The 21,014-nt window shown below is 63.3% G+C and carries 18 protein-coding genes; 7 read left to right on the plus strand and 11 right to left on the minus strand.

All coding sequences use genetic code 11. From position 1 onward, the window contains the following. Window positions 1-15: 15 nt before the first annotated feature. Both L981_RS04465 and L981_RS04470 read right to left on the minus strand, forming a co-directional pair. On the minus strand, window positions 16-450 hold the full coding sequence (locus tag L981_RS04465; protein ID WP_052201593.1) for a helix-turn-helix domain-containing protein: 435 nt from the start codon (window positions 448-450) through the stop codon (window positions 16-18). A gap of 116 nt (window positions 451-566) precedes the next feature. Next, window positions 567-1,469 carry a LysR family transcriptional regulator gene (locus L981_RS04470; RefSeq protein ID WP_043612101.1) on the minus strand — a complete coding sequence of 301 codons (903 nt, stop codon included), beginning with the start codon at window positions 1,467-1,469 and terminating at the stop codon, window positions 567-569. A 164-nt stretch (window positions 1,470-1,633) separates the two neighbouring features. Here L981_RS04470 and L981_RS04475 point away from each other — a divergent pair, with 164 nt between their 5' ends. The 5 genes from L981_RS04475 to L981_RS04495 all read left to right on the plus strand — a co-directional run bounded on the left by L981_RS04475 (window position 1,634) and on the right by L981_RS04495 (window position 7,312). Beyond that, a complete protein-coding gene (locus L981_RS04475; protein WP_082005887.1) occupies window positions 1,634-2,836 on the plus strand; it encodes an MFS transporter in 1,203 nt (400 codons plus the stop codon). 284 nt (window positions 2,837-3,120) lie between these two features. Further along, window positions 3,121-4,461, plus strand: coding sequence for a sugar ABC transporter substrate-binding protein (locus L981_RS04480; RefSeq protein WP_043612103.1), 1,341 nt, complete (start codon window positions 3,121-3,123; stop codon window positions 4,459-4,461). A gap of 66 nt (window positions 4,462-4,527) precedes the next feature. After that, complete coding sequence (locus L981_RS04485; RefSeq protein WP_043612104.1) at window positions 4,528-5,559, plus strand: aldo/keto reductase; 1,032 nt, start codon at window positions 4,528-4,530, stop codon at window positions 5,557-5,559. Continuing rightward, the gene (locus tag L981_RS04490; RefSeq protein WP_082005888.1) at window positions 5,556-6,500 is read left to right on the plus strand and encodes a carbohydrate ABC transporter permease; all 945 of its coding nucleotides are present in this window, start codon (window positions 5,556-5,558) and stop codon (window positions 6,498-6,500) included. Before L981_RS04485 ends, L981_RS04490 begins: the two co-directional genes overlap by 4 nt. After that, window positions 6,497-7,312, plus strand: a complete 816-nt coding sequence (locus L981_RS04495; RefSeq protein ID WP_043612107.1) for a carbohydrate ABC transporter permease — start codon at window positions 6,497-6,499, stop codon at window positions 7,310-7,312. The genes L981_RS04490 and L981_RS04495 overlap by 4 nt, the downstream gene beginning before the upstream one ends. Before the next feature lie 17 nt (window positions 7,313-7,329). On the opposite strand, the gene L981_RS04500 is transcribed toward L981_RS04495, so the two are convergent. The 3 genes from L981_RS04500 to L981_RS04510 form a co-directional block, all read right to left on the minus strand. After that, entirely contained in the window at window positions 7,330-8,235 is a 906-nt protein-coding gene (locus L981_RS04500; RefSeq protein ID WP_371258825.1) for a DUF3313 domain-containing protein, read from the minus strand. A gap of 155 nt (window positions 8,236-8,390) precedes the next feature. Further along, window positions 8,391-9,731, minus strand: coding sequence for a sensor histidine kinase (locus L981_RS04505; protein WP_371258823.1), 1,341 nt, complete (start codon window positions 9,729-9,731; stop codon window positions 8,391-8,393). After that, a complete protein-coding gene (locus tag L981_RS04510) occupies window positions 9,731-10,402 on the minus strand; it encodes a response regulator transcription factor (protein ID WP_043612112.1) in 672 nt (223 codons plus the stop codon). The genes L981_RS04505 and L981_RS04510 overlap by 1 nt, the downstream gene beginning before the upstream one ends. Before the next feature lie 262 nt (window positions 10,403-10,664). Here L981_RS04510 and L981_RS35750 point away from each other — a divergent pair, with 262 nt between their 5' ends. Next, a complete protein-coding gene (locus L981_RS35750) occupies window positions 10,665-10,787 on the plus strand; it encodes a hypothetical protein (RefSeq protein ID WP_256364273.1) in 123 nt (40 codons plus the stop codon). Window positions 10,788-10,893: 106 nt separating this feature from the next. Here L981_RS35750 and L981_RS04520 read toward each other — a convergent pair whose 3' ends face one another. Then, window positions 10,894-11,226, minus strand: coding sequence for a hypothetical protein (locus tag L981_RS04520; protein ID WP_043612118.1), 333 nt, complete (start codon window positions 11,224-11,226; stop codon window positions 10,894-10,896). Window positions 11,227-11,511: 285 nt separating this feature from the next. On the opposite strand from L981_RS04520, the gene L981_RS04525 reads away from it, so the two are divergent. Then, window positions 11,512-12,825: a DUF882 domain-containing protein gene (locus tag L981_RS04525; RefSeq protein WP_245281569.1), complete on the plus strand. Its 1,314-nt coding sequence runs from the start codon at window positions 11,512-11,514 to the stop codon at window positions 12,823-12,825. 188 nt (window positions 12,826-13,013) lie between these two features. Here the strand turns inward: L981_RS04525 and L981_RS04530 are convergent, their stop codons facing one another. From L981_RS04530 to L981_RS04550, 5 genes are all read right to left on the minus strand, one after another. After that, on the minus strand, window positions 13,014-15,575 hold the full coding sequence (locus L981_RS04530; RefSeq protein ID WP_043612120.1) for an SH3 domain-containing protein: 2,562 nt from the start codon (window positions 15,573-15,575) through the stop codon (window positions 13,014-13,016). 204 nt (window positions 15,576-15,779) lie between these two features. After that, the gene (locus L981_RS04535; protein WP_043612122.1) at window positions 15,780-16,625 is read right to left on the minus strand and encodes a CoA ester lyase; all 846 of its coding nucleotides are present in this window, start codon (window positions 16,623-16,625) and stop codon (window positions 15,780-15,782) included. Then, window positions 16,622-17,839 (minus strand): CaiB/BaiF CoA-transferase family protein, encoded by a 1,218-nt coding sequence (locus L981_RS04540; RefSeq protein WP_043612124.1) that lies wholly within the window; start codon window positions 17,837-17,839, stop codon window positions 16,622-16,624. The genes L981_RS04535 and L981_RS04540 overlap by 4 nt, the downstream gene beginning before the upstream one ends. After that, window positions 17,836-18,885, minus strand: coding sequence for an ABC transporter ATP-binding protein (locus L981_RS04545; RefSeq protein ID WP_043612127.1), 1,050 nt, complete (start codon window positions 18,883-18,885; stop codon window positions 17,836-17,838). Before L981_RS04545 ends, L981_RS04540 begins: the two co-directional genes overlap by 4 nt. A 27-nt stretch (window positions 18,886-18,912) precedes the next feature. Continuing rightward, on the minus strand, window positions 18,913-21,012 hold the full coding sequence (locus L981_RS04550) for an ADP-ribosylglycohydrolase family protein (RefSeq protein ID WP_043612130.1): 2,100 nt from the start codon (window positions 21,010-21,012) through the stop codon (window positions 18,913-18,915). Between the last annotated feature and the right edge of the window lie 2 nt (window positions 21,013-21,014).

Below are 21,014 nucleotides of genomic sequence, written 5' to 3' on the forward strand. Positions count from 1 at the left end.
CGCAATATCCTTCCGCTACGGCAAGCGAATCTTGCGCCGCCTGGCTGCCTTTGCTTCGCTCGCGGCCGTATCGTATTTTTCCCTGAAGCGGTCCAGCTCCGGAAAGTTCCGCTCCGCCCATCGGTCGAGGCTGATCAGCGTCTCGCTGAGAGACAGGCCGACAGCGCTCAGGCTGTATTCCACATGCGGCGGGTTCGTCTGCTGATCGTGACGCTGCACCAACCCGTTGCGCTCGAGGTCCTTCAGCGTCTGGGTCAGCATCTTCTGCGAAATGCCTTCGACCTTGCGCAGCAACGCACCATTGCGCATCGGACCCGCCGCAAGCGCAGACATGATGAGGATCGCCCATTTCGTCGATATCAGTTCGAGCGCGTGCCGGGCCGAGCAGGAAGCGTCGAACACGTCGGGATTGCTTGCAGACGGAGCGCCGGCTTGCGGGGGCAGTTTCATCATCACCTCAAGGACATGCCGTTGCGGCGGCCGCTTTTCACGCCTCACAGGTAGTGCGCGCGATTGCGGCTCACAAGTTGCGAGCCGCAAAGCCGAAGGCAGGACGGCGTCCGGAGTTATGCCCAGGGCGCACCGGCCGCCCATTCCGCCCGAATGGCCTCGATGAAAAGGCGGACTTTTGGAGAAACATGCTTTCGCGTCGGATAGACGACGCAAACCGGCGGCTCGTCGCGCTCGAATTCTTCGAGTAAGGGCACAAGCCTTCCTTCCCTGATGTCGCGGCCCACCAGGAATGCGCCCAGTTGCGCAACACCCATTCCGGCGAGGCAAGCATCGCGAATGGCTTCGGTGTTTCCGAGACGCAAGTTTCCCTGAACGCCGACGTCCCGGTCTTCGCCGCCCACCTTGTAGTGCCACGGCACTGGTCCGCTTGCGTGCTTGAAGCCGATCCTGTCGTGGCGCGTCAGCTCGTCGATCGTGCGCGGCGTTCCGCGTTGCTGCAAATAGTCAGGCGCAGCGCAGGTTATGAGCCGGTGCGAGGCCAGGACCCGCCGCACGAGGCGACTGTCGGTCGGCCCGCCGATACGAACGGCAACGTCGATGCCGTCGCCGACGATGTCGCGATACTCATCCGAAAACGAGACCTCCGCGTCCACCTCGGGCCAGCTGTTCAGGAAGCGCTGGAGAACGGGCAGGATATGCAGCCTGCCGAGGGCGATCGGCACGTCGATGCGAAGGCGCCCTGTTGGCGCCTGGTGCCGTTGTGCCAGGGCGGACTCCGCGTCGTCCACTTCCGACAGGATCCTGATCGCATGCTCGTAAAAGAGCCGGCCCTCTTCGGTGAGGCTGACGCTGCGGGTCGTCCTATGAATGAGCCGCGTTGCCATATTGTCTTCAAGACGCGCGACGCATTTGCCGACCGCCGAACGGGAAAGACCGAGCCGCTCGGCCGCCAAGGTGAAGCTCTGGTCGTCGGCGACCCGAACAAAGGCGCGCACATCGCCGAGATGGTCCAGCATCGCAAGATCCTATTGGGGACGAATCGTCCCTTTTGTTTCCATGGCACGACAGTTTATCCAACTTTCGGAAACAGTAAACAATGCCTCGCAACGTCCCGGCAACGGGACATGGGATGGGCGCGGCGCCACATCGCGGCACGCCCCCGAATGAACGAGGCAAGCGAATGAAACTCCAGGAAGAAACCGACGGTCTGCAGTTGAAGGAAGGCACAAAGAGGGAAAATTGGCTGCCGGTCTATGCCGCCAGCCTGGCGACCTTCTGTGTCGTAACGACCGAAATGCTGCCCGTCGGATTGATGACGCCGATCGCAGACGACCTTCAAACGTCGATGGGGACCGCCGGCCTGACGCTCTCGCTGCCGGCACTGCTTGCCGCACTCTTTGCGCTGACCGTGGTGCTCGTGGCCGGCAGGATCGACAGAAGGCGCATCCTGACCACGCTTCTGCTGCTGCTCGTTGTTGCGAACATCGTTTCGGCGCTCGCCAACACCATCGGCTTGCTTCTGGCGGCGCGCATCCTTGTCGGCTTTTGCATGGGCGGCATCTGGGCCGTTGCCGGCGGCCTTGCGCCACGGCTGGTGCCGGGCCGGTCGGTTGGCGTCGCAACGGCGATCATTTTTGGTGGCGTTGCGGCAGCGTCGGTTCTTGGCGTCCCGGTCGGGGCCATGATCGGTGATGCGGCGGGCTGGCGCTTCGCGTTTGCCGCGATGGCGGTCTTTTGCGGGATCGTGCTCGTGGTCAATCTCTGCGCCTTGCCTGCTCTGCCTGTCCATCAGTCCGTCCGGCTCGGCCAGTTCGGCAATCAGCTCTCGAACCGCCGGATCCAGCTTGGTCTGGCCATCACGTTCCTGTTCGTTGCAGGGCATTTTATGGCCTACACCTTCATACGTCCGCTTCTGGAAGTTGTTTCCGGCATCGGCACAGAATGGGTCGGGCTCATGCTGTTTGCCTATGGAGCGGCCGGGATCGGCGGAAACTTTGTTGCCGGCCCCGTCGCCGCCAGGCGCACCGGCGCGACCTTGCTGTGCATTGCCACAGCTCTTGCCGCCGTCCTCTTCGGTTTTGCCCTCTTCGGACACTCGCCTCTTGGCGGTATCATCGTCCTCATCTTGTGGGGCATCGCCTATGGCGGCGTCTCGGTCGCCTTGCAAACCTGGATGATGAAGTCGGCACCCTCCGACGTCGAAGTCGCAACGGCGCTGTTCGTCGCGATCTTCAACATCGCCATTGCCGTCGGATCCTTTGCCGGTGGGCGCATTGTCGATCAGTTCGATCTCGGCACCAACCTGCTCCTGGCGGGCATACTGCCGTCCCTCGGGATTCTGCTCGTGTTGAAAGCGCAACGTCCAGCCATTGGCCAAGGCTGATGGACCATCGGAGGCTTGGCGAGCGGATCGCACTCTTTCCGCCGGCGTGGACCGGGACGGCTGTCGTCCCGGCTCCAGCGGGCCGGACAATCTCTCGAAGAAATTCCTACTCCAGCTACGGGGAGAGAGCAGCAAAATCATTCCACAATAATACATAAAACACATAGACTATATGTGTAATCATCGGGACTTCTCGCCCATGATGCTGGCAACACGTGAGCCGGACCCGCTCCGCCCGCGAGGATGATAACGCTGGCTAAGCCCAGATTTCGACGGAGGATCCCATGCACAGTTCCATTTTCAGCCAGGCGTATCGCCGCCGCAGTGTGCTGAAAACGCTCGCCGCTGCCGGCGCCCTGCCCTTCGTCGCGCCGCTTGCCTCCTCGACGGCGCTTGCATCCGGTACCAAATATGCCGGCCGCACGGTCAATCTCCTGATCATCCAGCCGCACGTCGTGACGGGCAAGAAGATCGCCGAGGATTTCGAAAAACTGACCGGAGCCAAGGTCAACGTCACGGCGGTGCCCTACGACCAGGTCAGCGTCAAGGCAACGCTGGACGTGCAGTCGGGCGCCAACCAGTTCGACGTCATCGACTATTTCTATACCTACAAGGGGCAGCTGGCCGACGATGGCGTGATCGAGGACGTCACCGATCTCATCGAGCGCGACAAGGCCGAGATCCAGCCGGAAGACTTCATCCAGACCATCTACGACCAGTACACGCTGCATGACGGCCGCCGTTATGGCTTGCCCTATGACGGTGACAGCCATCTGCTTTTCTATAACCGCGAGCTGTTTGACCGCTACGGCCTGAAGGCGCCGGCCACCTGGGACGAATACAACGAGAACGCTCGGGTGATTACCGAGGCGGAATCGAAGAACGGGATCTATGGTGCGGCGGTTCTGGGCGCGAAGATCCCGGTCATCATTCTGTCCACCTACGCCAACCGGCTCACCGGCTTCGGCGGCAACTTCCTGAAAGCGGACGGCACCTCGGCGCTCGACAGCACGGAGGCGGTCGAGGCTCTGAAGTCGCTTCTTGCGTCGGCACCCCACGCGCTGCCGACCCCACTCGAAACCCGCTTCGAAGAGGGGCTGCCAGCCTTTCTCAACGGCAAGGCGGCGCAGATCGACTTCTGGACTGATCTCGGCGGCTATGCGCAGGATCCCAAGGGCTCGAAGATTGTCGACAAGTGGGGCGTGGCGCGCATTCCCGTCGGCGGCAGCAACAAGACACCCCGCCTCGCCTTCAATGCCGGCTTTGGCTTTGCGATCACCAGCGGATCGAAGAACAAGGATGCCGCCTGGGATCTGATCAAGTTTGCGACCGGCAAGGACTACCACCAGGAGCTTCTGGCGCTCACCGGATCGGGCATCGACCCGGACCGCCAATCGGGGCTGAAATCGCAGAAGTTCAAGGACTTCCAGCCGCTGGTGCAACCGCTACTCGATGATGGCGCATTGGAAAACAGCCTGGCCTGGCCAACCGCCGTCTACGCGCCGAAACTCGAAAATGCATTGACCGACGAACTGGCCCTGGCGCTCGCCGGCACCAAAAACGCGGAACAGGCGATCGCCGACGCCCACCAGGCCTGGACCGAAATCATCGAGACCAACGGCTGATTGCTTGCGGGGTGGCGCTTCCTCCCGGCGCCGCCCCGCCACTTTCTTTCAACGAGGCAAAAGACCATGAGCGCAAGATCCTTGCCGAAGCGCAGGCTCGGCCGAACCGATTTCGACATCACGCCCGTTGGCTTCGGCGCCTGGGCCATCGGTGGCCCCGATTGGGGATGGGGATGGGGAAGCCAGGACGATACCCGGTCGATTGCCGCCATCCGCCATGCGGTCGAGCGGGGCATCAACTGGATCGACACGGCACCCGTCTATGGCCTCGGCCATTCCGAACAGATCGTGCGCGAGGCTCTCTCGACCATCCCGCGATCCGAACGTCCGTTGATCTTCACCAAGGCGGGGCTGATCTGGGACCCGGACAACCGCAACGCCCTTCCGGCTCGCATCGGCAATGCCCAGTCCATTCGCCGCGAGTTGGAGGCTTCCTTGAAGCGGCTCGGCGTCGACGTCATCGACCTCTACCAGGTGCACTGGCCTGCCAATGACGGCACGCCGGTCGAGGACTACTGGGCGACGTTTGCCGAATTGAAGAAAGAGGGCAAGGTTAGGGCCATCGGGCTTTCGAACCACGATCGGGCGCTTCTCGAGCGCGCGGCAACGGTCGCGCCCGTCGATGTCGTGCAACCACCCTTTTCGGCGATCAAGCGCCAGTTCGCCAGAGCAGAGCTGCCCTGGGTGCAGGCGCATGGCAGCGGCGTCATCGCCTACAGCCCGCTGCAATCGGGCCTGCTCACCGGCGCCTTTACGCCGGCGCGCGCTCGGGCCCTTCCGCAGGACGACTGGCGATCGCGCGACGAGGAATTTTCAGGCGAAGCGCTTCACCGCAACCTCGCCTTCACCGAAGGCTTGAGGCCGATTGCCGCGCGACACGAAACGACCGTCGCTGCGGTCGCCGCCGCGTGGGCGATTTCCTGGCCCGGCGTTACCGGAGCCATCATCGGCGCGCGCGAACCGCTACAGATCGACGGCTGGATCGATGCCGCAACCCTTGACCTCACCCCCCGCGACCTCGACGATATTGAGGATATGCTGCTTGCCACCCGGGCCGGCAGCGGGCCGACGCGCCCGGATCTGGCCGAGGCTGCATGACCGCCTTTGCCGTCGAGGTGCTGGAACCCGCCGGTGCGGCCGGTGTCGCCGCGCGCAGCCACGCCCTTCGGGCGCGTCTCGGTCGGCTTGCCTGGATCGCGCCGGTCCTCGTCGCGCTGGTCGTCACGACGCTCTACCCGACCGTCTTTCTGTTGGCGCTTGCCCTCAGCAAGAGCACGCTCGGAAAGCCGTTCCGCGGCTTCGTCGGAATCAAGCACTTTGCAACGGCGCTTCAGGATCCGATCTTCCTTGCAGCCATCGGCAGAAGCGTCGCCTATGCGCTTGCCACCTCGCTGGTACAGCTTGCACTCGGCTTCCTGATCGCGCTGCTTTTTACGTCCCTGTTGAAGGCCGGCCGCTTCCTGATGAGCCTCGTGCTGTTGCCGCTGATGACCCCGCCGGTCATGGTCGGCATCGCCTGGAAGCTGATCTTCGCGCCGGCAGGCGGGCTCTTGAACGGCACCCTGATTACCTACGGCGTGATCTCCGAGCCGATTTCCTTTCTCGGCCACCCGACGCTCGCCTGGCTGGCAATCGGCGTAGCGGATCTCTGGCAATGGACGCCCTTCATCGTCATTCTCTGTTTTGCGGCCCTTTCCACGGTGCCTGAGAGCGTTCACGAGGCGGCGATGGTGGACGGGGCCAATGGCTGGCAGCGTTTCTGGCACATCACCCTGCCGCTGGTCGCCGCACCGCTTTCGTCGATCTATCTGCTGAAGCTTATTTTGTCGTTCAAACTCTTCGACCTCGTCTACATCCTGACCTTCGGCGGGCCCGGCTTCGCGACGACATCGGCCGGCTTTGCCATCTATCGGCGGGCGATCGAACAGTTCGACGTCGGCCGCGCCGCAGCCGAGACGATGATCTACGCGTTGGTCATCGGACTTGTGACCTTGCCCGTCGTGCGACTGCACCAGCACTTCGAAAGGCGCGAACTATGAAACCCGCCGCGCGACATCTATGGCTCGGGCTTGCGGCAGCGCCGGTCGTCAGCTTCTTTGCCCTGCCCTTCCTCTACCTCATCGCGGTTTCCTTGAAGACGAAGGACGACGTGCTCAACGGCCGCTTCTGGCCGACGACGCCGACGCTCGCGAACTGGCCGGCAGCCTTCGACGCGGCCAACATCCTCGGGTTCATTCTGAATTCCGTGATCGTGTCGCTGGTCTCGGGCCTGGTCACCATCGCACTGGCGCTGCCGTCGGCCTATGCCGTCCTGCGGCTGAAGATCGGTGGCAAGTGGCTGTCGGACGTTACGCTCTCGAGCTACATGGCCCCGCCGATCGTGGCGCTGATCCCGCTGTTTTTCCTGCTGAAGACAACCGGACTGCTCGATACGCGCGCCGGGCTTGTTCTCATTTACGGTTTCGCCAACGTGCCCGTCGCCTTCTGGTTGCTGATGCCGTTCCTGCGTCGCATGCCGATCGAAATCGAGCAGGCAGCGGCGATGGACGGCGCCGGTCCGTTGCGCACGCTGCTGCAGATCGTCGTGCCGATCATCGCGCCGGGGATCGTCGCAACCTTCATCATCGTCACGGTCTTGTCCTACAACGAGTTCCTGTTTGCTTCCGCCTTCACCTTCTCCGACGCCACGCGGACCTTGCCGGTCGGCATCTCGCTCTTCCAGGGCGACCGGCTGGTGAATTTCGGCCAGATGGCAGCCGCTTCCCTGGCGGGCATCGCGCCGGTTTATCTGGTCGCGCTGTTCATGCAACGCTACCTCGTGAGCGGGCTTGCCCATGGCGGCGTGAAGTAGGGAGCGCCGGCGGCAAGCTACCGGGCAATGGGAGGGTTGAGCACCTGCTCCGCCCCGGCTTTCGGCTTCTTGTCGGTCCATTGAGGCGGTGCGCCATATTTGGCTGCGATAGCGCCGACAAGGCCCGGCGCCCGCCCGAAGGCATCGCATGCGGCATATTTGGGTTTGCCACCCAACCAGGACTGCACGCGCTGCCGGGTTGGCAGCGAGATATCCAAGGCCTTCGGTTCCTTGCCGGAAATCAGCACCTGAGAAAATTCGTTGGCGAATTTCGTCGCAAAGCTATAGGCGTCGCCGACTTCGGAAACACGGGGCTTGTCGAGGATCGAATTCGCCCCCCTCGCCCAAAGCATCGCAGCGCTTTGCGCGCCACCGGCATCGACAGCTTCGGCCTCGACGGCCAGGCCCCCGAGGCCTACAGGCAATCGCGGCACGCTGACGGGGAGCACGAACCCGGTGCCAACGGTCACTGCCGTCGAGACCCCTGCGAGCGCCTTGTCTGTCGGAACAATATCGGCGACCACGGAGCGAACCGTCAGATCAGCAGGCTGATCGGCGGAAACCATCTGATATCTGTCGCTGAGCGCGACGCAGAGCGCGCGGTCGAGAGAGTTCGAGACCAGGTCGCGATCGGCACCGGACTTGATCTTGGAGGCGGCGGCAGAGGAAAACATCGTCGGCGCGATGCGGATGGTTCTTACGCCGGCCAGGCGTTGTCCGTCGACATAGAGGCGTTTCTTCGCCACCATGCCTTTCGACGGGCCGAGCTTGCTATAGGAGGTCAGCGTCCCCGCCTCCTTCAGCGGAACCGATTGGCATCCGGCCAGGGCCACCGAGAGTAGTCCTGCCAGGCCCACCGCGCGGGCCGGGACGAGTACTGAAGAAACCCTATTAAGAGATTGAATAAAATATTGTTTTAGCACGTTCCATGATCTCCGTTGACATGCAACGGCGACCTTGGGGATGGACAATTGCTACAGAATTACAAGCTGGTTCGAGCTGTCACCCGGAAAAGCTGTCGTGGCGAAGGGCCCGGGCGCAAGGGTGACGCTGACACAGTGTGGAAGCCTGTCGCCGATCAGAGGTGGACGGCAACCTTGGTTCCGTTCGCTGTACTCGTGAGGCTGACGCGGCCCCCGTGGTTGGAAACCACCTGCTTTACGAGGCTCAAACCAAGACCCGCGCCCGTTTCTTTGGGAGAAGCCCTGTAAAACGGCTCGAAAACGAGTTCCTGATGCTCGGCAGGTATGCCAGGTCCCTCGTCGGAAACCTCGACGCGCCCATCGCTTGAGACGGAGACGGCAATCCGGCCGGCATTGCCGCCGTGATCGATCGCGTTTCGGACGAGGTTGGTGACCGCGCGCAGCACGGCAGGTGGATTGCCCTTTCGCGCAAGCGTCTCCACGTCACTGTGGAATGACACCTGATAACCTCCCGCGATCGCCAGCGGGGCGAGATCGGCGACGGCCGATCGCGCGATATCGACCAGATCCATCGGCTCGTCCAGAACGAGCGCCTGGTCGTTGCGCTCGAAATCCAGAAGCTGCTCCGCCGTTTCTGCGAGCCGGGCAACGTCGTCCATCAGGCGCGTTCGCTCCCGGCCCTCCGCCATGCCGTCGATGCGCGTCTGCATGATCGCAATGGGGGTTCGCAGTTCGTGGGCCGCATCGACCAGAAAGCGCCGTCGCTTCCTGGCCTCGTCTTCGAGGCGCTCGAGTGCGCCGTTAAAGGCGACCAGAACCGGGGCGACCTCGTTCGGGATACCTGCGAGCGGCAGGCGCGTCCCGTGGCGGCGCGGATCGATCCGCGATGCTTCGTCGGCAACCTCGCTCACCGTCGCCAGCGCGCGACCGACGATATGGGGAACAGCAAGAAAAATCGCCGGAAGCGCACTGGCGATCAAAGACAGGTAGATCGGATAGGCCTTCGCCAAAAGAGCCAGGGCACCCCAACCCTTGTCCGCCACGCCGCCAAACAGGATCCGCACTTCGCCGGCCGGCGTCTTCGCGTTTTCGATCGTCGCAATCTCGCGGGTGGTTGCGGCTCCCCTGATATCGGCTTCGTCGAACAGGTGGATTACCTGAGGCAATGCGGCATAGGCAGGCGGAATAGAGCCATAGGAGGCGAAGGCACCACTGGTGGTCGCGACCACGAACCACAAGGCACCGTTTTGTGCCTTGAGCGCCGCCAGGTCTTCGGTCTCCGAAAGCTGCATTGCACCATCGCTGCCCCGGCCTACGGCACCGGACACGACCGAGACGACCGTCCCTTCCATCGCCGTGTTCGGCGACATGATCGTGGTTGCCCAGATGCAGAGCCCAATGATCACCGAGGCGACGACGGCGGTGATCACGAGGCTCAACTGCCAGCTAAGCCGCCACCAGAGCGATGGATTGCGTCTTGCCGCCTGGCCCATCATCACTCTTCCTTCAGCAGGTAGCCGACCCCACGGATGTTGTGGATCGAGACGCCGGCGCCAGCATCGGCCAGCCGCTTGCGCAGCCTTGAAATGTGGGCGTCGATCGCGTTCGACTGGATCTCTTCTTCGTAGTTGTAGACGGCAGCTTCGAGCGTCGAGCGAAGAACGGTCTTGTCCCGGCGCCTCGCAAGCGCCTGGAGCACGAAGAGTTCGCGCCTCGGGACGTCGAGCTTCACGTCATCGACGGTCACGGTGAGGTTAAGCGGATCGAGCGCCATGCGCCCGACCTTGATCTCAAGTTCAGCGAGTGCCGCGGGACGGCGCAACACGGCGCGCAGGCGTGCCATCAGTTCCTCGACGAGAAAGGGCTTGCCGAGATAGTCGTCCGCCCCGATGTCGAGGCCTTCAACCCGCTCCATCGGCTCGTTGCGCGCCGTCAAGACGATGATCGGCGCGTCCTGGCCAATGCGCCGCAATTGCGGGATGAAGCTGAGCCCTTCGCCGTCGGGCAAGCGGCGGTCGAGAAGAATAGCGCCGTAGTCGTTCTGACGGGCAAGCTCGGCTGCGTCGGCGAGATGGGTCGTATGGTCGATGACGATGCCATATTTGCTGAGCGCCACGGCCAGCGCCGCCGCCAGTTCCCTCTCGTCTTCGATCAGCAATATCCGCATCGGCACCCCATGGCTTCGGCCTTCCGAATCTGCCGCAAGAATTACAGCAGCATTACGGAAACCACGGGGCGGCCGAGCGTAACATTGCTGCAATTGTTGGCACCTAGCAAACGCGTCGAGCCGCCCTCGCGAGATCTGCACGAGAGGGGCGGCCTTCAACGAACCGGAAAGGAAAAGGAAGCATGACGGCGTCAAAAGCGGAGTGCGCTTCCGGAACGGAATTGCAAACGGTCAATCGGCGGAATGCGTATCGGGCCGCCCGATGACCCGCAGACCCCTGCTGCGCTTCCTCCTGCGCTCGTTCCTGTCGGCCCTTTTTCTCGCCGCCTTCCTGGCGGGCCCGGCGATTATTCTGATCCTCACGTCCGATCGAATTGCGATGTAGCGCGCCGTGGATCAGATCCCCGGCGACCATCTGACCGAACCGCCAATTAGAACGTCGCCGCACGAATTGAGGTCGGCGGCCATCGCTCGAATTGCTTCGGGCTCGTTCACGACTCTTGGCTGGTATCTTCGCCGGACGCGGGTGCTGGAGCATTTTTGGCTTCCATCGCCGCTTCGATCTGCTTGATGACCTTGACGGCCTCCTGGAGGATTGCCCGCATCTCGTCGTCGTAGAGATGCACCGGCATGCCGCCGGCGCGGATGACGTCCATCGTTTCGGCTGACTCCACGATGCGATCGGGCTGCCCCAGCAGCTCCCAACCTTCCTTGATCGTGACATAGGCCCGGGAGACAAGACGGAGCTTTTCGCCCTCCGTCAGCATGTGAACATCGCGCGCGGCGCGGGTCAGTTCGGCAATGACGTCTTTCGTGCTTTTCATGAGACACCTTGGCGATGCAAGTACCGCGGTGCAACCAACTCATCCATTCATAGTAACTAATGTATAGATTGCGGAAAACAAGGCCCAACACCTTCACGCGACCGATCTGGTATGGGCAAGCCGAGGCCCTGAAATCCAGTCGCGTCCCAAAAATGCGTCACCGGGAAACACGTCCAATCGCATCAACCGCTTCTTAATCCTTTGTTGACCATAATCTCCGTTGAAGAGCCGAGCCGCCGGTCGTGACCGCCGGTGGATTGTACCTCGTTTGAATCGGAAGCCGCTGTGTCTGAGTATCCTGTAACTGCGTATCCAGAACCTGCCTCGCCTGCCGTCGTCAGCGGCGTCAAGCGTATCGCCCGGTGGGCCGCACGAGCGGCCGCAGTCACCGCCCTTGCAGCGTCCGCCATGGCGTTCACCAGCACGGCGGCGTCGGCAGAAGTCCGGTCGCTTAAGCTATTCTTCACGCACACCGGCGAGCGCGCGACGATCACCTTCAAACGGGACGGCAAATACGACCAGAAGGGGCTGGCGCAGATCAACCGTTTCCTGCGCGACTGGCGCCGGAACGAGCCTGCCCGCATGGACCCGCGTCTCCTCGATCTCGTCTGGGAGGTCTATCAGCGCGCCGGTGGCAAGGACTACATCAACGTCGTCTCGGCCTACCGTTCCCCGGCCACCAACAGCATGCTGCGCGGCCGCTCGCGCAGCACCGGGGTCGCCAAGAACAGCCAGCACATGCTGGGTAAGGCGATGGATTTCTATATCCCGGGCGTGAAGCTTACCCGGCTGCGGGAAATCGCCATGCAGATGCAGGTCGGCGGCGTGGGCTACTACCCCACGTCAGGATCTCCCTTCGTGCATCTCGACGTCGGAAACGTGCGGGCGTGGCCGCGGATGTCGCGGCAGGAACTCGCCCGCGTCTTCCCGAACGGAAAGACCCTCCATCTTCCCGCCAGCGGCGGGGCTTTGCCAGGTTATGACCAGGCGATGGCCGACTACAAGCGACGGGTCAAGGCAACCTCGATCGTCGCTGCAAACAGCGCCGGTCCGGCAAAAGTCAAAGGCAGAGAGACCTCCGACAACACGCTGCTGACCGCGATGCTTCCAACCCGCAAGAGCCGCGGAGAAGAAGCCCTCGAGCTTCAGACCATGCGGAAGGAGGCAGCCGAAAAGTCGCCGTTCTTCGACCTTGCGGCGATCAGCGTCCCGCTGCCGACGCTGCGCGCCACGGCGACCGCCGCGACCGTTACGCCCACCCCCACGCCTGAGCGCGCGCTTCCCACGAACGTCTCGGCTTTCGTTCCCTCCTCGTCGTTCAAAGTCGCGCTTGGCGTGGGCATGATGCGCCATCCGGCTGCAGGCGAAAGCAGCCTCACCGGCCCGGCGTCTGCAAAAGCCGAATGGACAATTCGCGACACCGCGCTCTTCAAATGGGCGCTTGCGCCGGCCAAGGAGCTGGAGCGACTGGCCCTTCCGGCGAACCTGGAGCTTTCGGTGGCAAGCGCCGACGATACGCCGCGCGTTCCGAAACGCGCGTCCCCGGCCGGCAAGGAAGACAAGAGCTTCAACAAGGAGCGCTTCTGGTCGGACGGCTGATACCGGACCGATTGTCAGCGCTGAAGGCTCGATGGTCGGGTCCGCCGTACCACCAAGCCTGCGCCACACCGGCAGACGATCCGATGATCACGCCGCTGTTCTTCGCCTGAGCAGGCGCGACCCCGCACCCGCCATTGCCGCGCCTATCGCGGCCGCTCGGGAAAACGTGCCGGAACGGCCGTGTTTCCTCAGCGACCGCGACCGCCGCCGCCACGCCCGCCACCGCCGCCGCGGAAGGCAGCTCCACCGCCGCGCCCGCCTCCTCCGTGGAAGCTGCCGCGGTTGCCACCCTGGAAACCGCCGCCGCTGTAACCGCCACCACGGTCAAAGCTCTGGAAGTTCCGGCCGGACTCCTGATAGAGCCGCCCATAATTGCGGCTGAGTTCGTTCTGGTTGCCGAATTGCCGTCCGGCACGATCGAAGGACAGATGATCCGGCGCCCGTTGGCGAACCTGCGGGCTGCGGCGCGGTGTCGTTCTCGTCTCGGCCCGGTTCTGGATACGCTGTGCGGCTTGGGGCCGGTTGGATATCGCGCCTTGGGCGGCATTGCGCAGGTTTTCCCCGTTCGGCCGCTGAACCGGTTGCCAGCCATCCGGCGTGTGCTTCTGCCATTGGCCGTCCTGACGGCGATAGACGCTGCCATCTCGGCCGGCATAGACGTCACCGCCCTTGCTGCCGACGATGAAGCCCTTGTCGCCTTCCGAATTTCGCCAGCGCAGGCCGCCGGCACTGCCGGTCGATCCGCCGCTGATGCGCGCGAACTCACCACCGTGCTTGACGGCTACACTGCCCCACGAGCCGTAGACATTCTGCCCGCCCCGCGCGACCATCGCGTTGCCCGTGCGTGGATTGTAGGCAGAAATGAAACCGCGCTCGCCGCCGGGACCCGCCACCGCACCGCCGCGGAACCGTGTGCCCGTGACTGGGTTATAGGCGGCGCCGAAGACCAGGCCCCTTTCCGGACCATAGGCGTAGCCATAGCGCCCGAACGTACCGTAGGCCGGGTTGTATGAGGCGCCGAACCCGTAGCTGATCGGCGGCGGATAATAGGGCCAATCGTCGTCGTAATAGTCCCAATAGGGCGGATAATACCAGCCCGAGCCCCAGACGACGGTGTCCCAGGCAAGGTAGGTGTAGAGATAGCCGAGCGTGTAGCCGTACCAGATGGCATCCGGCTCCGTGTCGTAGATGCGGACATAGGTCGCGTTATAGACCGGGGAAGACGATGGGATCGTGTAGATCTCATCGGCAACGGCGCGGGCAACGGCAAAGGGCCCGGTCGGCGTATCACCGACGAACCAGATACCGTCTTTCAGAACGAAGTACTTGTCCGCAACCTTGATGACCTGCTCGTTGGCGTTGACGGCATAGAACATCGACGTGCCTTCGATCGGCTCGAACTTCGGCTCGCCATTGTAGTGCACATCCACCTTCAGCGATCCATCGGTCGAAACCCGAGCGAGCTTCGGAATGCTCGCCCGCAGACGCGCCATTGCGCTTTCGGACGTGCCGGGGACCGACGCGCGCACGGCCGAGTAGGAGGCGTCGTCGGGCAGGTTCACGAAATCATCGGGCAGGTCAGGCGTGGCGAAGGTCCAGGGACCTTCGAGCGACGTTGATGAAAACCACCGTCCGGACAGAAGCGTGTACCACGTCTTGCTGGCCCGATGGAAAAACACCGAGCTGGTCGTGTTGGATACCCAATCCAGCCCCGTACCCGCGATCGGTTCGAGGGCCGGTTTTCCCTCAAAGATCAGAAGCTCCGCAGGCTTCTCCGAATAGAAGACCTTCGGAAGCTGATTATCGCTGAAGGGCGTGGGCGGAAGGGCGGCCTTTACCCCTTTCCAGTTGTCGATCTCCGGCAGCTTGGAAAAGACGTCCGGCACCGATGCCGCCGCAACCCAGCCGCTCTCCAGGGCCTTCGACGTCAGCCAGTTCTTTTCGCTCCGCAGATAGTAGTCTGCCGACTGATCCAGCTTGAAGAGATCCCAGTTCGTGTTGACCACGAAGGAGAGGCCCTCGACACCCTTGACCGGCGCCGTCACCGGCTTGCCGTCCGTCTGCACCAGGATGGCCGGCGTTTCACTGACAAAGATCGGCGGCGGATCGGCCTTGATATCGGGGATATCGGCGAGGCGCTGGAAGTCCGCAAGGCTTGCCGCCAGGCGTTGCTGCGACACGACGATCGGATCGGTCGGGACAAGCTTGCCGATGTCGAGCGCAAGGTCCGCAAGCTGTTGCCGGTCCAGGGCGGAAAAATCGAGCCGCGTGGTGCGCACATCCGTCAGCGTGACGTTTTCCGTTGCCTCGTCGGCCACGGTCTTGGCCGAAAGCCCGATGATGCCATAGATCGGCTTGGCGTCGGCGGATGGTTTGAGCTCGGTGGCGACAAGGGCTTCGAGCTCCTTGAAATCCTTCCAGGACGTGATCTGCGGCTGGAAGAGCGTGATCGTCGCGCCCTTCTCGGTGGTGAACATCCTTGGCCAGGCCGGCGCGGTGGCATCGGACTGGTTGAGATACTTGCCGGCAACGAAGCCGTTTGCCCCGGCATAACTCACGGCACACCAGGAGGCTTCCGCATCGCATTCCTTGATGTCGACTTCCTCGCCCTGGGGGATCACGCGCATCGCGTCAAATCCGGTTCCCGGCCCCACCCTGAAATTCACGTTTGCAGTCAGGATGGCAGGATCTGCAATGGCTGAAGTTGAGAAGAACGAAGCGATCGTCAGGTACGCAAGAAGTCTACGCATGATCACATTCCCTTCTGGGTGTCTAGGCTGTTCGAAATCCCTGCATGCTGGAGTGCCACTGAAAACGGGCCGTGACGACAAAGGCGCCCCGCGTTTTCAGCCGGTTAAAGTCGTACAATTTCAGGATCATTGCACATTCGGCGACAGGTGCAACCGCAAGACAGCAGACCGCACGATCGTGGCTGCGTTTCCGCCAGGCCGGACTCAGCCGCCTGCCTGTTGGAGAATATGACGCGCGCGCTCGATGATCGGCGCATCGACCATGACGCCGTTGAGCGCAAAGGCGCCACGACCGTCTGCCTGAGCCGTCTTCGCTGCGTCGATCACGGTCTTTGCCCAGGCGATCCGTTCTGGGCTCGGCGCGTAGGCCTCGTTCAGCACTGGGACCACGGACGGGTGGACACAGCTCGCGCCGTCAAATCCGTGGGCCTTCGCCTCACGAGCGGCTGCCTTCAAGGCATCCAGCCGCCTGTAATCGGCAACCGTCAGAAGCATCCCGAAGGAGAGCTTTCCTTCCGCCTTGGCAGCAAGGTGGACCATCAGTTTCGGAAGGCGCAAGACGTCTGGCAGGGGTTCTGCGCCCATGCTGGTCGCGATGTCTTCGCCGCCAGCGGCAAGGCCGGTCACACGGCTGACGCGCGCAATCGCGCGCGCATCGAGAACGGCGCCTGCATCCTCAAGGAGCGGCACGAAGGCGACCGGCGGCCGGCCGATCCGCTGCTCAATCGGCTCCAGATGCGCTGCAATATCCTCTAGCTCCTGCGGCGACCGGGCTTTCGCGACATAGACGCCGAAGGCGCCGGCAAGGCAGGCGGCCTCTGCATCCGCCATCCGCAGTTCCGGCGCCGAATTGATGCGGACGAAGACGGTCGCGCCACCGCGTCCCACCTGCGCCACGGCGTCCTTCAGCCCATCCCTAGCGGCCTGCTTCTGCTCCAGGGCGACGGAATCCTCCAGGTCGAGGATGATCGCATCCGCGCCGCGCTCGTGCGCCTTGGCGATGAACGTCTCGGACGAGGCCGGGACGTAGAGAAGGGAGCGAAGCCTCACGCGGCCTCCCCTTGGACAATCGTCGCGATCGCGCCGCTATCCAGTCCCGCCTCAGCCAGAACTTCGGCCGTGTGCTCCCCAAGCGCTGGTGCAGGCCTCCGCCAGACACCCGGCGTCTCGGAAAGCCGCGGAACGATGTTGTGCATTGGCAGGCTGCCGAACTCGGCGTCCTCGACATCGACGATGATTTCGCGCTCGGCGAAATGGGGGTCGGACGCGGCGTCTGCAATGTTGTAGATCGGCCCGACCGTCGCACCGGCGTCGCGCATGATCTTCAGCGCCTCGTCATGGTCATGCCGGGCAAACCAACCGCCAACGGCCTCGTCGACCAGGTCGCGGTTTTTGACGCGCTCCGAATTGGTGGCAAAGCGCGGGTCCTGGTTCATGTCGGCGCGGCCGATGATCTCGAAGATCCGCCGTGCGACCTGGGGCGTCGATCCGGACAGTGCCACATACTTTCCGTCGCGGCAGCGGTAGACGTTGCGTGGGGCGGCCGTGTTGGAGGCGCTGCCGACGCGCTCCTTGATCTTGCCGGTCGTCTGATAGATCGCCGCCTCCGGCCCGAGCACCGAGAACATCGGTTCCAGCAGCGACAGGTCGATAACCTGCCCTTTTGCGTAGCCGCGATCGCGCGCAAGCAGCGCGGTCACGGTGGCCGAGCTGCCATAGACACCGGCGATCATGTCGGCAAGCGCCAGCGGCGGCAGCACGGGCTCGCGATCGGGAAAGCCGGTACGGTAAGCAAAACCGCTCATGCCTTCGATGATGGTTCCAAAGCCCGGAAACTGCGCGTAAGGCCCCGTCTGGCCGAAACCGGAAATACGCACGATGATCAGGTTGGGATTGCGGTCGTGCAGCGCTTCCGGCGAAAGCCCCATGCGCTCAAGCGTTCCCGGCCGGAAGTTCTCGATGAAGACGTCGGCCGTATCGATCAGCGCCCAGAGCGCCGTCATCGCCGCCTCCTGCCGGAGGTTCAGAACGACGGAGCGCTTGTTGCGGCTATAGGTCTTCCAATAGAGCGAGTGGCCATCGTCCTTCCAGTCGCGGAGCGGATCGCCTGCCGGCGGCTCGATCTTGATGACGTCGGCGCCGGCATCGGCCAGTTGCAACGACAGCATGTTGCCGGCAACGAGCCGGGAAAGATCAAGGACCCTCGCGCCTGCAAGCGGTCCCTTGGCATCGGGATCGAACTGTCGCTTCGCAAATCCGCTCATCGAAGGCGCTCCCCGGTGTCCTTGTCGAAGAGCAGAACCTTGTCTGCATCGATCGTCAGCGTCACGTCCTGACCGGCTGCAAGCAGCTTGCCGCCGTGGACGACGACCGTGATATCCTGGCCGCCCATGTCGACGACGATTTCCTGGTCCTCGCCGGTCGGCTCGACCAGGCTGATGCGGCCCGGCAGGCCCGTTGTTCCAAGCGTGATGTGTTGCGGGCGAATGCCGCAGACGACCCGCTTGCCCGCCTCCACCTTTCGCCCGAGCGGCAAGGAGACGCCATCCCGGGTCAAGGCCGTCTCACCCTCGGAGATCGCCTCGATCAGGTTGATCTCCGGCGAGCCGATGAAGCCGGCGACGAAGAGGTTGGCGGGATCGTTGTAGAGGTCGAGCGGGGCGCCCGCCTGCTCGATCTTTCCGCCGTTCATGACCACGATCTTGTCGGCCATGGTCATGGCCTCGGTCTGGTCATGGGTGACGTAGACCATCGTCCGACGCAGCCGCTGGTGCAGCTTCTTGATTTCGCTGCGCATCTTCACGCGCAGCTTGGCATCGAGGTTCGACAGAGGTTCGTCGAAGAGGAAGGCGCGCGGGTCGCGCACGATGGCGCGACCCATGGCGACACGCTGACGCTGGCCGCCGGAGAGTTCGCGCGGCAGGCGGTCGAGCAGCTTTTCCAGGCCGAGGATTTCGGCCGCCTGGGTCACCCGCTTCTCGATCTCCGCTTTCGGCGCGCCGGCGAGCTTCAAGGCGAAGCTCATGTTTTCTGCGACCTTCATGTGCGGATAGAGCGCGTAGGACTGGAAGACCATGGCGATGTCGCGCTCCTTGGCCGGCATGTCGTTGACGACCTTGCCGCCGATGGTGATCTCGCCGGCTGAAATATCCTCCAGCCCGGCGATCATGCGCAACAGCGTAGACTTGCCGCAGCCCGAGGGGCCGACGAGCACGACGAATTCACCGTCGCCCATTTCCAGCGAGATGTCGTTGAGCACGGCAACACTGCCGTAGCTCTTGCCGACGCTTCTAAGCTCTATCTCGGACATGTTTCCTCCCTTTCTTTCCGCCCGCAGTTAGCGCTCGGCAACCTCGAGCCGGCCGATCGACATGCGCCCAGCAGACGCCATGCGAAGGCCAGCCATGCCGTAGCGTAGCGTCGCATCATCAGCCTGAAGCACCCGCTCGCCATCAATGGTGAGCGTCAGCTTGCCGCCAACGACCGTGAGATCGATCGCATAGCTCCGGCCGTATTCGATACGGAACGGGGCGTGGGCGAGGACTTTCGTGCCGTGGTCTTCGAGCAGGATCACGGCTTCGCCGTTCTCAAAACCGGCGGCATAAAAGCGGCTCGTGCCCTGAGCCCGCGCCACCACCAGATGCGAAGCGCCCGAGTGCGGCTGAAGCTCGGCCTTGACGCTGACGTCGCGGAGATAGGCGTTGCCCGTCCAGGCGTCCGCGTCGGTTGCCGTATGGGCATGGATGCGGCCCTGTTGCAGGCTCCAATGGCCGCGGTTCCAGGTGAAGCGGGTGATGCCGCCCCATTCATGCGCTTCGTTCGCCGGGTCGATGACGGCGCGGCCCTTGCCGGAGACGGAGAAGTCCGCAAGGAACAGCCGGCCGAGGAACTTCAGTCGGCCGAAATATTCGACCAGGATACCGATCTCGTCGACCGCCTCGCCATTGCCGTCGGGGATGGTGAAGGCGTAGTCCTGCCAGCCGCTCGCAGACGGCACGTGCCAGGCGCCTGTTTCCTGGATGGTGCCGCTCATGGCGCGGCGGACATAGGGGGCCACGCGCAGGTTGCCGTCACCGTTCCACGGGTCGAGCCAGAGCTTGAACGACACCGTCTGGCCGTCATCGGCAAGCGGCGTGAACATCGGGCGGTAGCGTTCATCGTCGAAGTCGGAACGGCGATAGAAGGGCTTCCAGAAGATGCGACCACCGTGCCCGCGCTCGAGGCGGTCGAGCAGGATTTCCAGCGATCCCTTGGCATTGTCCGTATGACGCTCCGCCGATGCCTTGACGGCGATCTGGTTGAACGGCTCGGTGCGGAAACCATGGGTGGCGCCGGGTGCGTTGAAATCGAAGCGAACGCCGCGGCGCTCGAAATCCTCGACCCAGAGTGCTGGAGCTTCCCGCCCCTGCAGGCGCAACGCCAGCACAGTCAACTCGCGGGCAAAGGAGGGAATGTCGACGACATTGACTGTACCCGTCACGCCCGAAGCGACGACGAAATCGTTGATCGGCTTGCGGTACTTGTCCCAGCCCGGTTGCACCTGCTGCAGCGTGCCGACGATCGCACCGGCATTGCCGGCGTTGCAGTCCGTGTCCCAGCCGGCCATCGTCGCAATCTCGACGGTGCGCGGCAGGTCGCCCTGGCCGTAGATCAGGCTCATGATCAAAACGCCGGCATTCGGAATGATGTGGCAGACGCCGGGATAGCGGTCATAGCCCCAATCGGCCGTCAGCATGTCGCGGCAGGCGCGCCAGTCGTTCCGGTTGGCCTCGTGGAAGCGAAGCACCGCGCGGGAAACCTTGGCATAAAGCGAGTCGGCCGGGATGGTCGCAAGACCCGTCTCGATGACGTCCTCGATGTTCTTCGCAACAAACGCCTGGGCGATGGCTGCGGCGCAGAAGCGGGCGCCATGCAGGCCCTCGCCGTCATGGGCGACACTTGCCGCAAGTGCCGAGGCTTCGGCCGCCCTCTTCGGGTCGGCCGGATGCACCCAGCCCCAGCTGTCGATGAAGATCTGGCCGCCGATCTGTTCGGCAACCGTCGTGCCGTTCTGGGCGATCGAGCCGGATTGCGGCGCCGGGATGCCGGCACGCAGGTTCTGATAGGCGGTATGCTCGGTCGAGTTGCCGAAGCCACCCCACCAGTACATGCCGTGTTCTTCGGCTGCATAGTTCAGCCAGGTCTTGCCGACCTCTTCGGCGGTGGCGCCGAGGCCGTAGTCGCGCAGCGCCCGGATGAAATAGACCGGGCCGTTGGTGTCGTCGTCGGCAGCGAAATTCTTGAAATCGCGCAGATATTCCGTCACCTCGCCATAGGTGTCCCGGATGCGTTCATAGCTCCAGATCGTCGGCTCGACGGGTGCGCCCAAGCGCACGCCGATCGCCTTGCCGATAAAGCCGGAATAGATACGCTCGAAGATTTCTGTGGTGCTGAGCATCG

Source organism: Ensifer sp. ZNC0028 (assembly GCF_000799055.1).
In the GTDB taxonomy this organism is placed as follows: Bacteria; Pseudomonadota; Alphaproteobacteria; order Rhizobiales; family Rhizobiaceae; genus Ensifer.

Bases quoted from the DNA above. Each gene is read 5' to 3' on its own strand.
- L981_RS04465 (WP_052201593.1), bottom strand. From the start codon at position 450: ATGAAACTGCCCCCGCAAGCCGGCGCTCCGTCTGCAAGCAATCCCGAC.
- L981_RS04470 (WP_043612101.1), bottom strand. From the start codon at position 1,469: ATGCTGGACCATCTCGGCGATGTGCGCGCCTTTGTTCGGGTCGCCGAC.
- L981_RS04475 (WP_082005887.1), top strand. From the start codon at position 1,634: ATGAAACTCCAGGAAGAAACCGACGGTCTGCAGTTGAAGGAAGGCACA.
- L981_RS04480 (WP_043612103.1), top strand. From the start codon at position 3,121: ATGCACAGTTCCATTTTCAGCCAGGCGTATCGCCGCCGCAGTGTGCTG.
- L981_RS04485 (WP_043612104.1), top strand. From the start codon at position 4,528: ATGAGCGCAAGATCCTTGCCGAAGCGCAGGCTCGGCCGAACCGATTTC.
- L981_RS04490 (WP_082005888.1), top strand. From the start codon at position 5,556: ATGACCGCCTTTGCCGTCGAGGTGCTGGAACCCGCCGGTGCGGCCGGT.
- L981_RS04495 (WP_043612107.1), top strand. From the start codon at position 6,497: ATGAAACCCGCCGCGCGACATCTATGGCTCGGGCTTGCGGCAGCGCCG.
- L981_RS04505 (WP_371258823.1), bottom strand. From the start codon at position 9,731: ATGATGGGCCAGGCGGCAAGACGCAATCCATCGCTCTGGTGGCGGCTT.
- L981_RS04510 (WP_043612112.1), bottom strand. From the start codon at position 10,402: ATGCGGATATTGCTGATCGAAGACGAGAGGGAACTGGCGGCGGCGCTG.
- L981_RS35750 (WP_256364273.1), top strand. From the start codon at position 10,665: ATGACCCGCAGACCCCTGCTGCGCTTCCTCCTGCGCTCGTTCCTGTCG.
- L981_RS04520 (WP_043612118.1), bottom strand. From the start codon at position 11,226: ATGAAAAGCACGAAAGACGTCATTGCCGAACTGACCCGCGCCGCGCGC.
- L981_RS04530 (WP_043612120.1), bottom strand. From the start codon at position 15,575: ATGCGTAGACTTCTTGCGTACCTGACGATCGCTTCGTTCTTCTCAACT.
- L981_RS04540 (WP_043612124.1), bottom strand. From the start codon at position 17,839: ATGAGCGGATTTGCGAAGCGACAGTTCGATCCCGATGCCAAGGGACCG.
- L981_RS04545 (WP_043612127.1), bottom strand. From the start codon at position 18,885: ATGTCCGAGATAGAGCTTAGAAGCGTCGGCAAGAGCTACGGCAGTGTT.
- L981_RS04550 (WP_043612130.1), bottom strand. From the start codon at position 21,012: ATGCTCAGCACCACAGAAATCTTCGAGCGTATCTATTCCGGCTTTATC.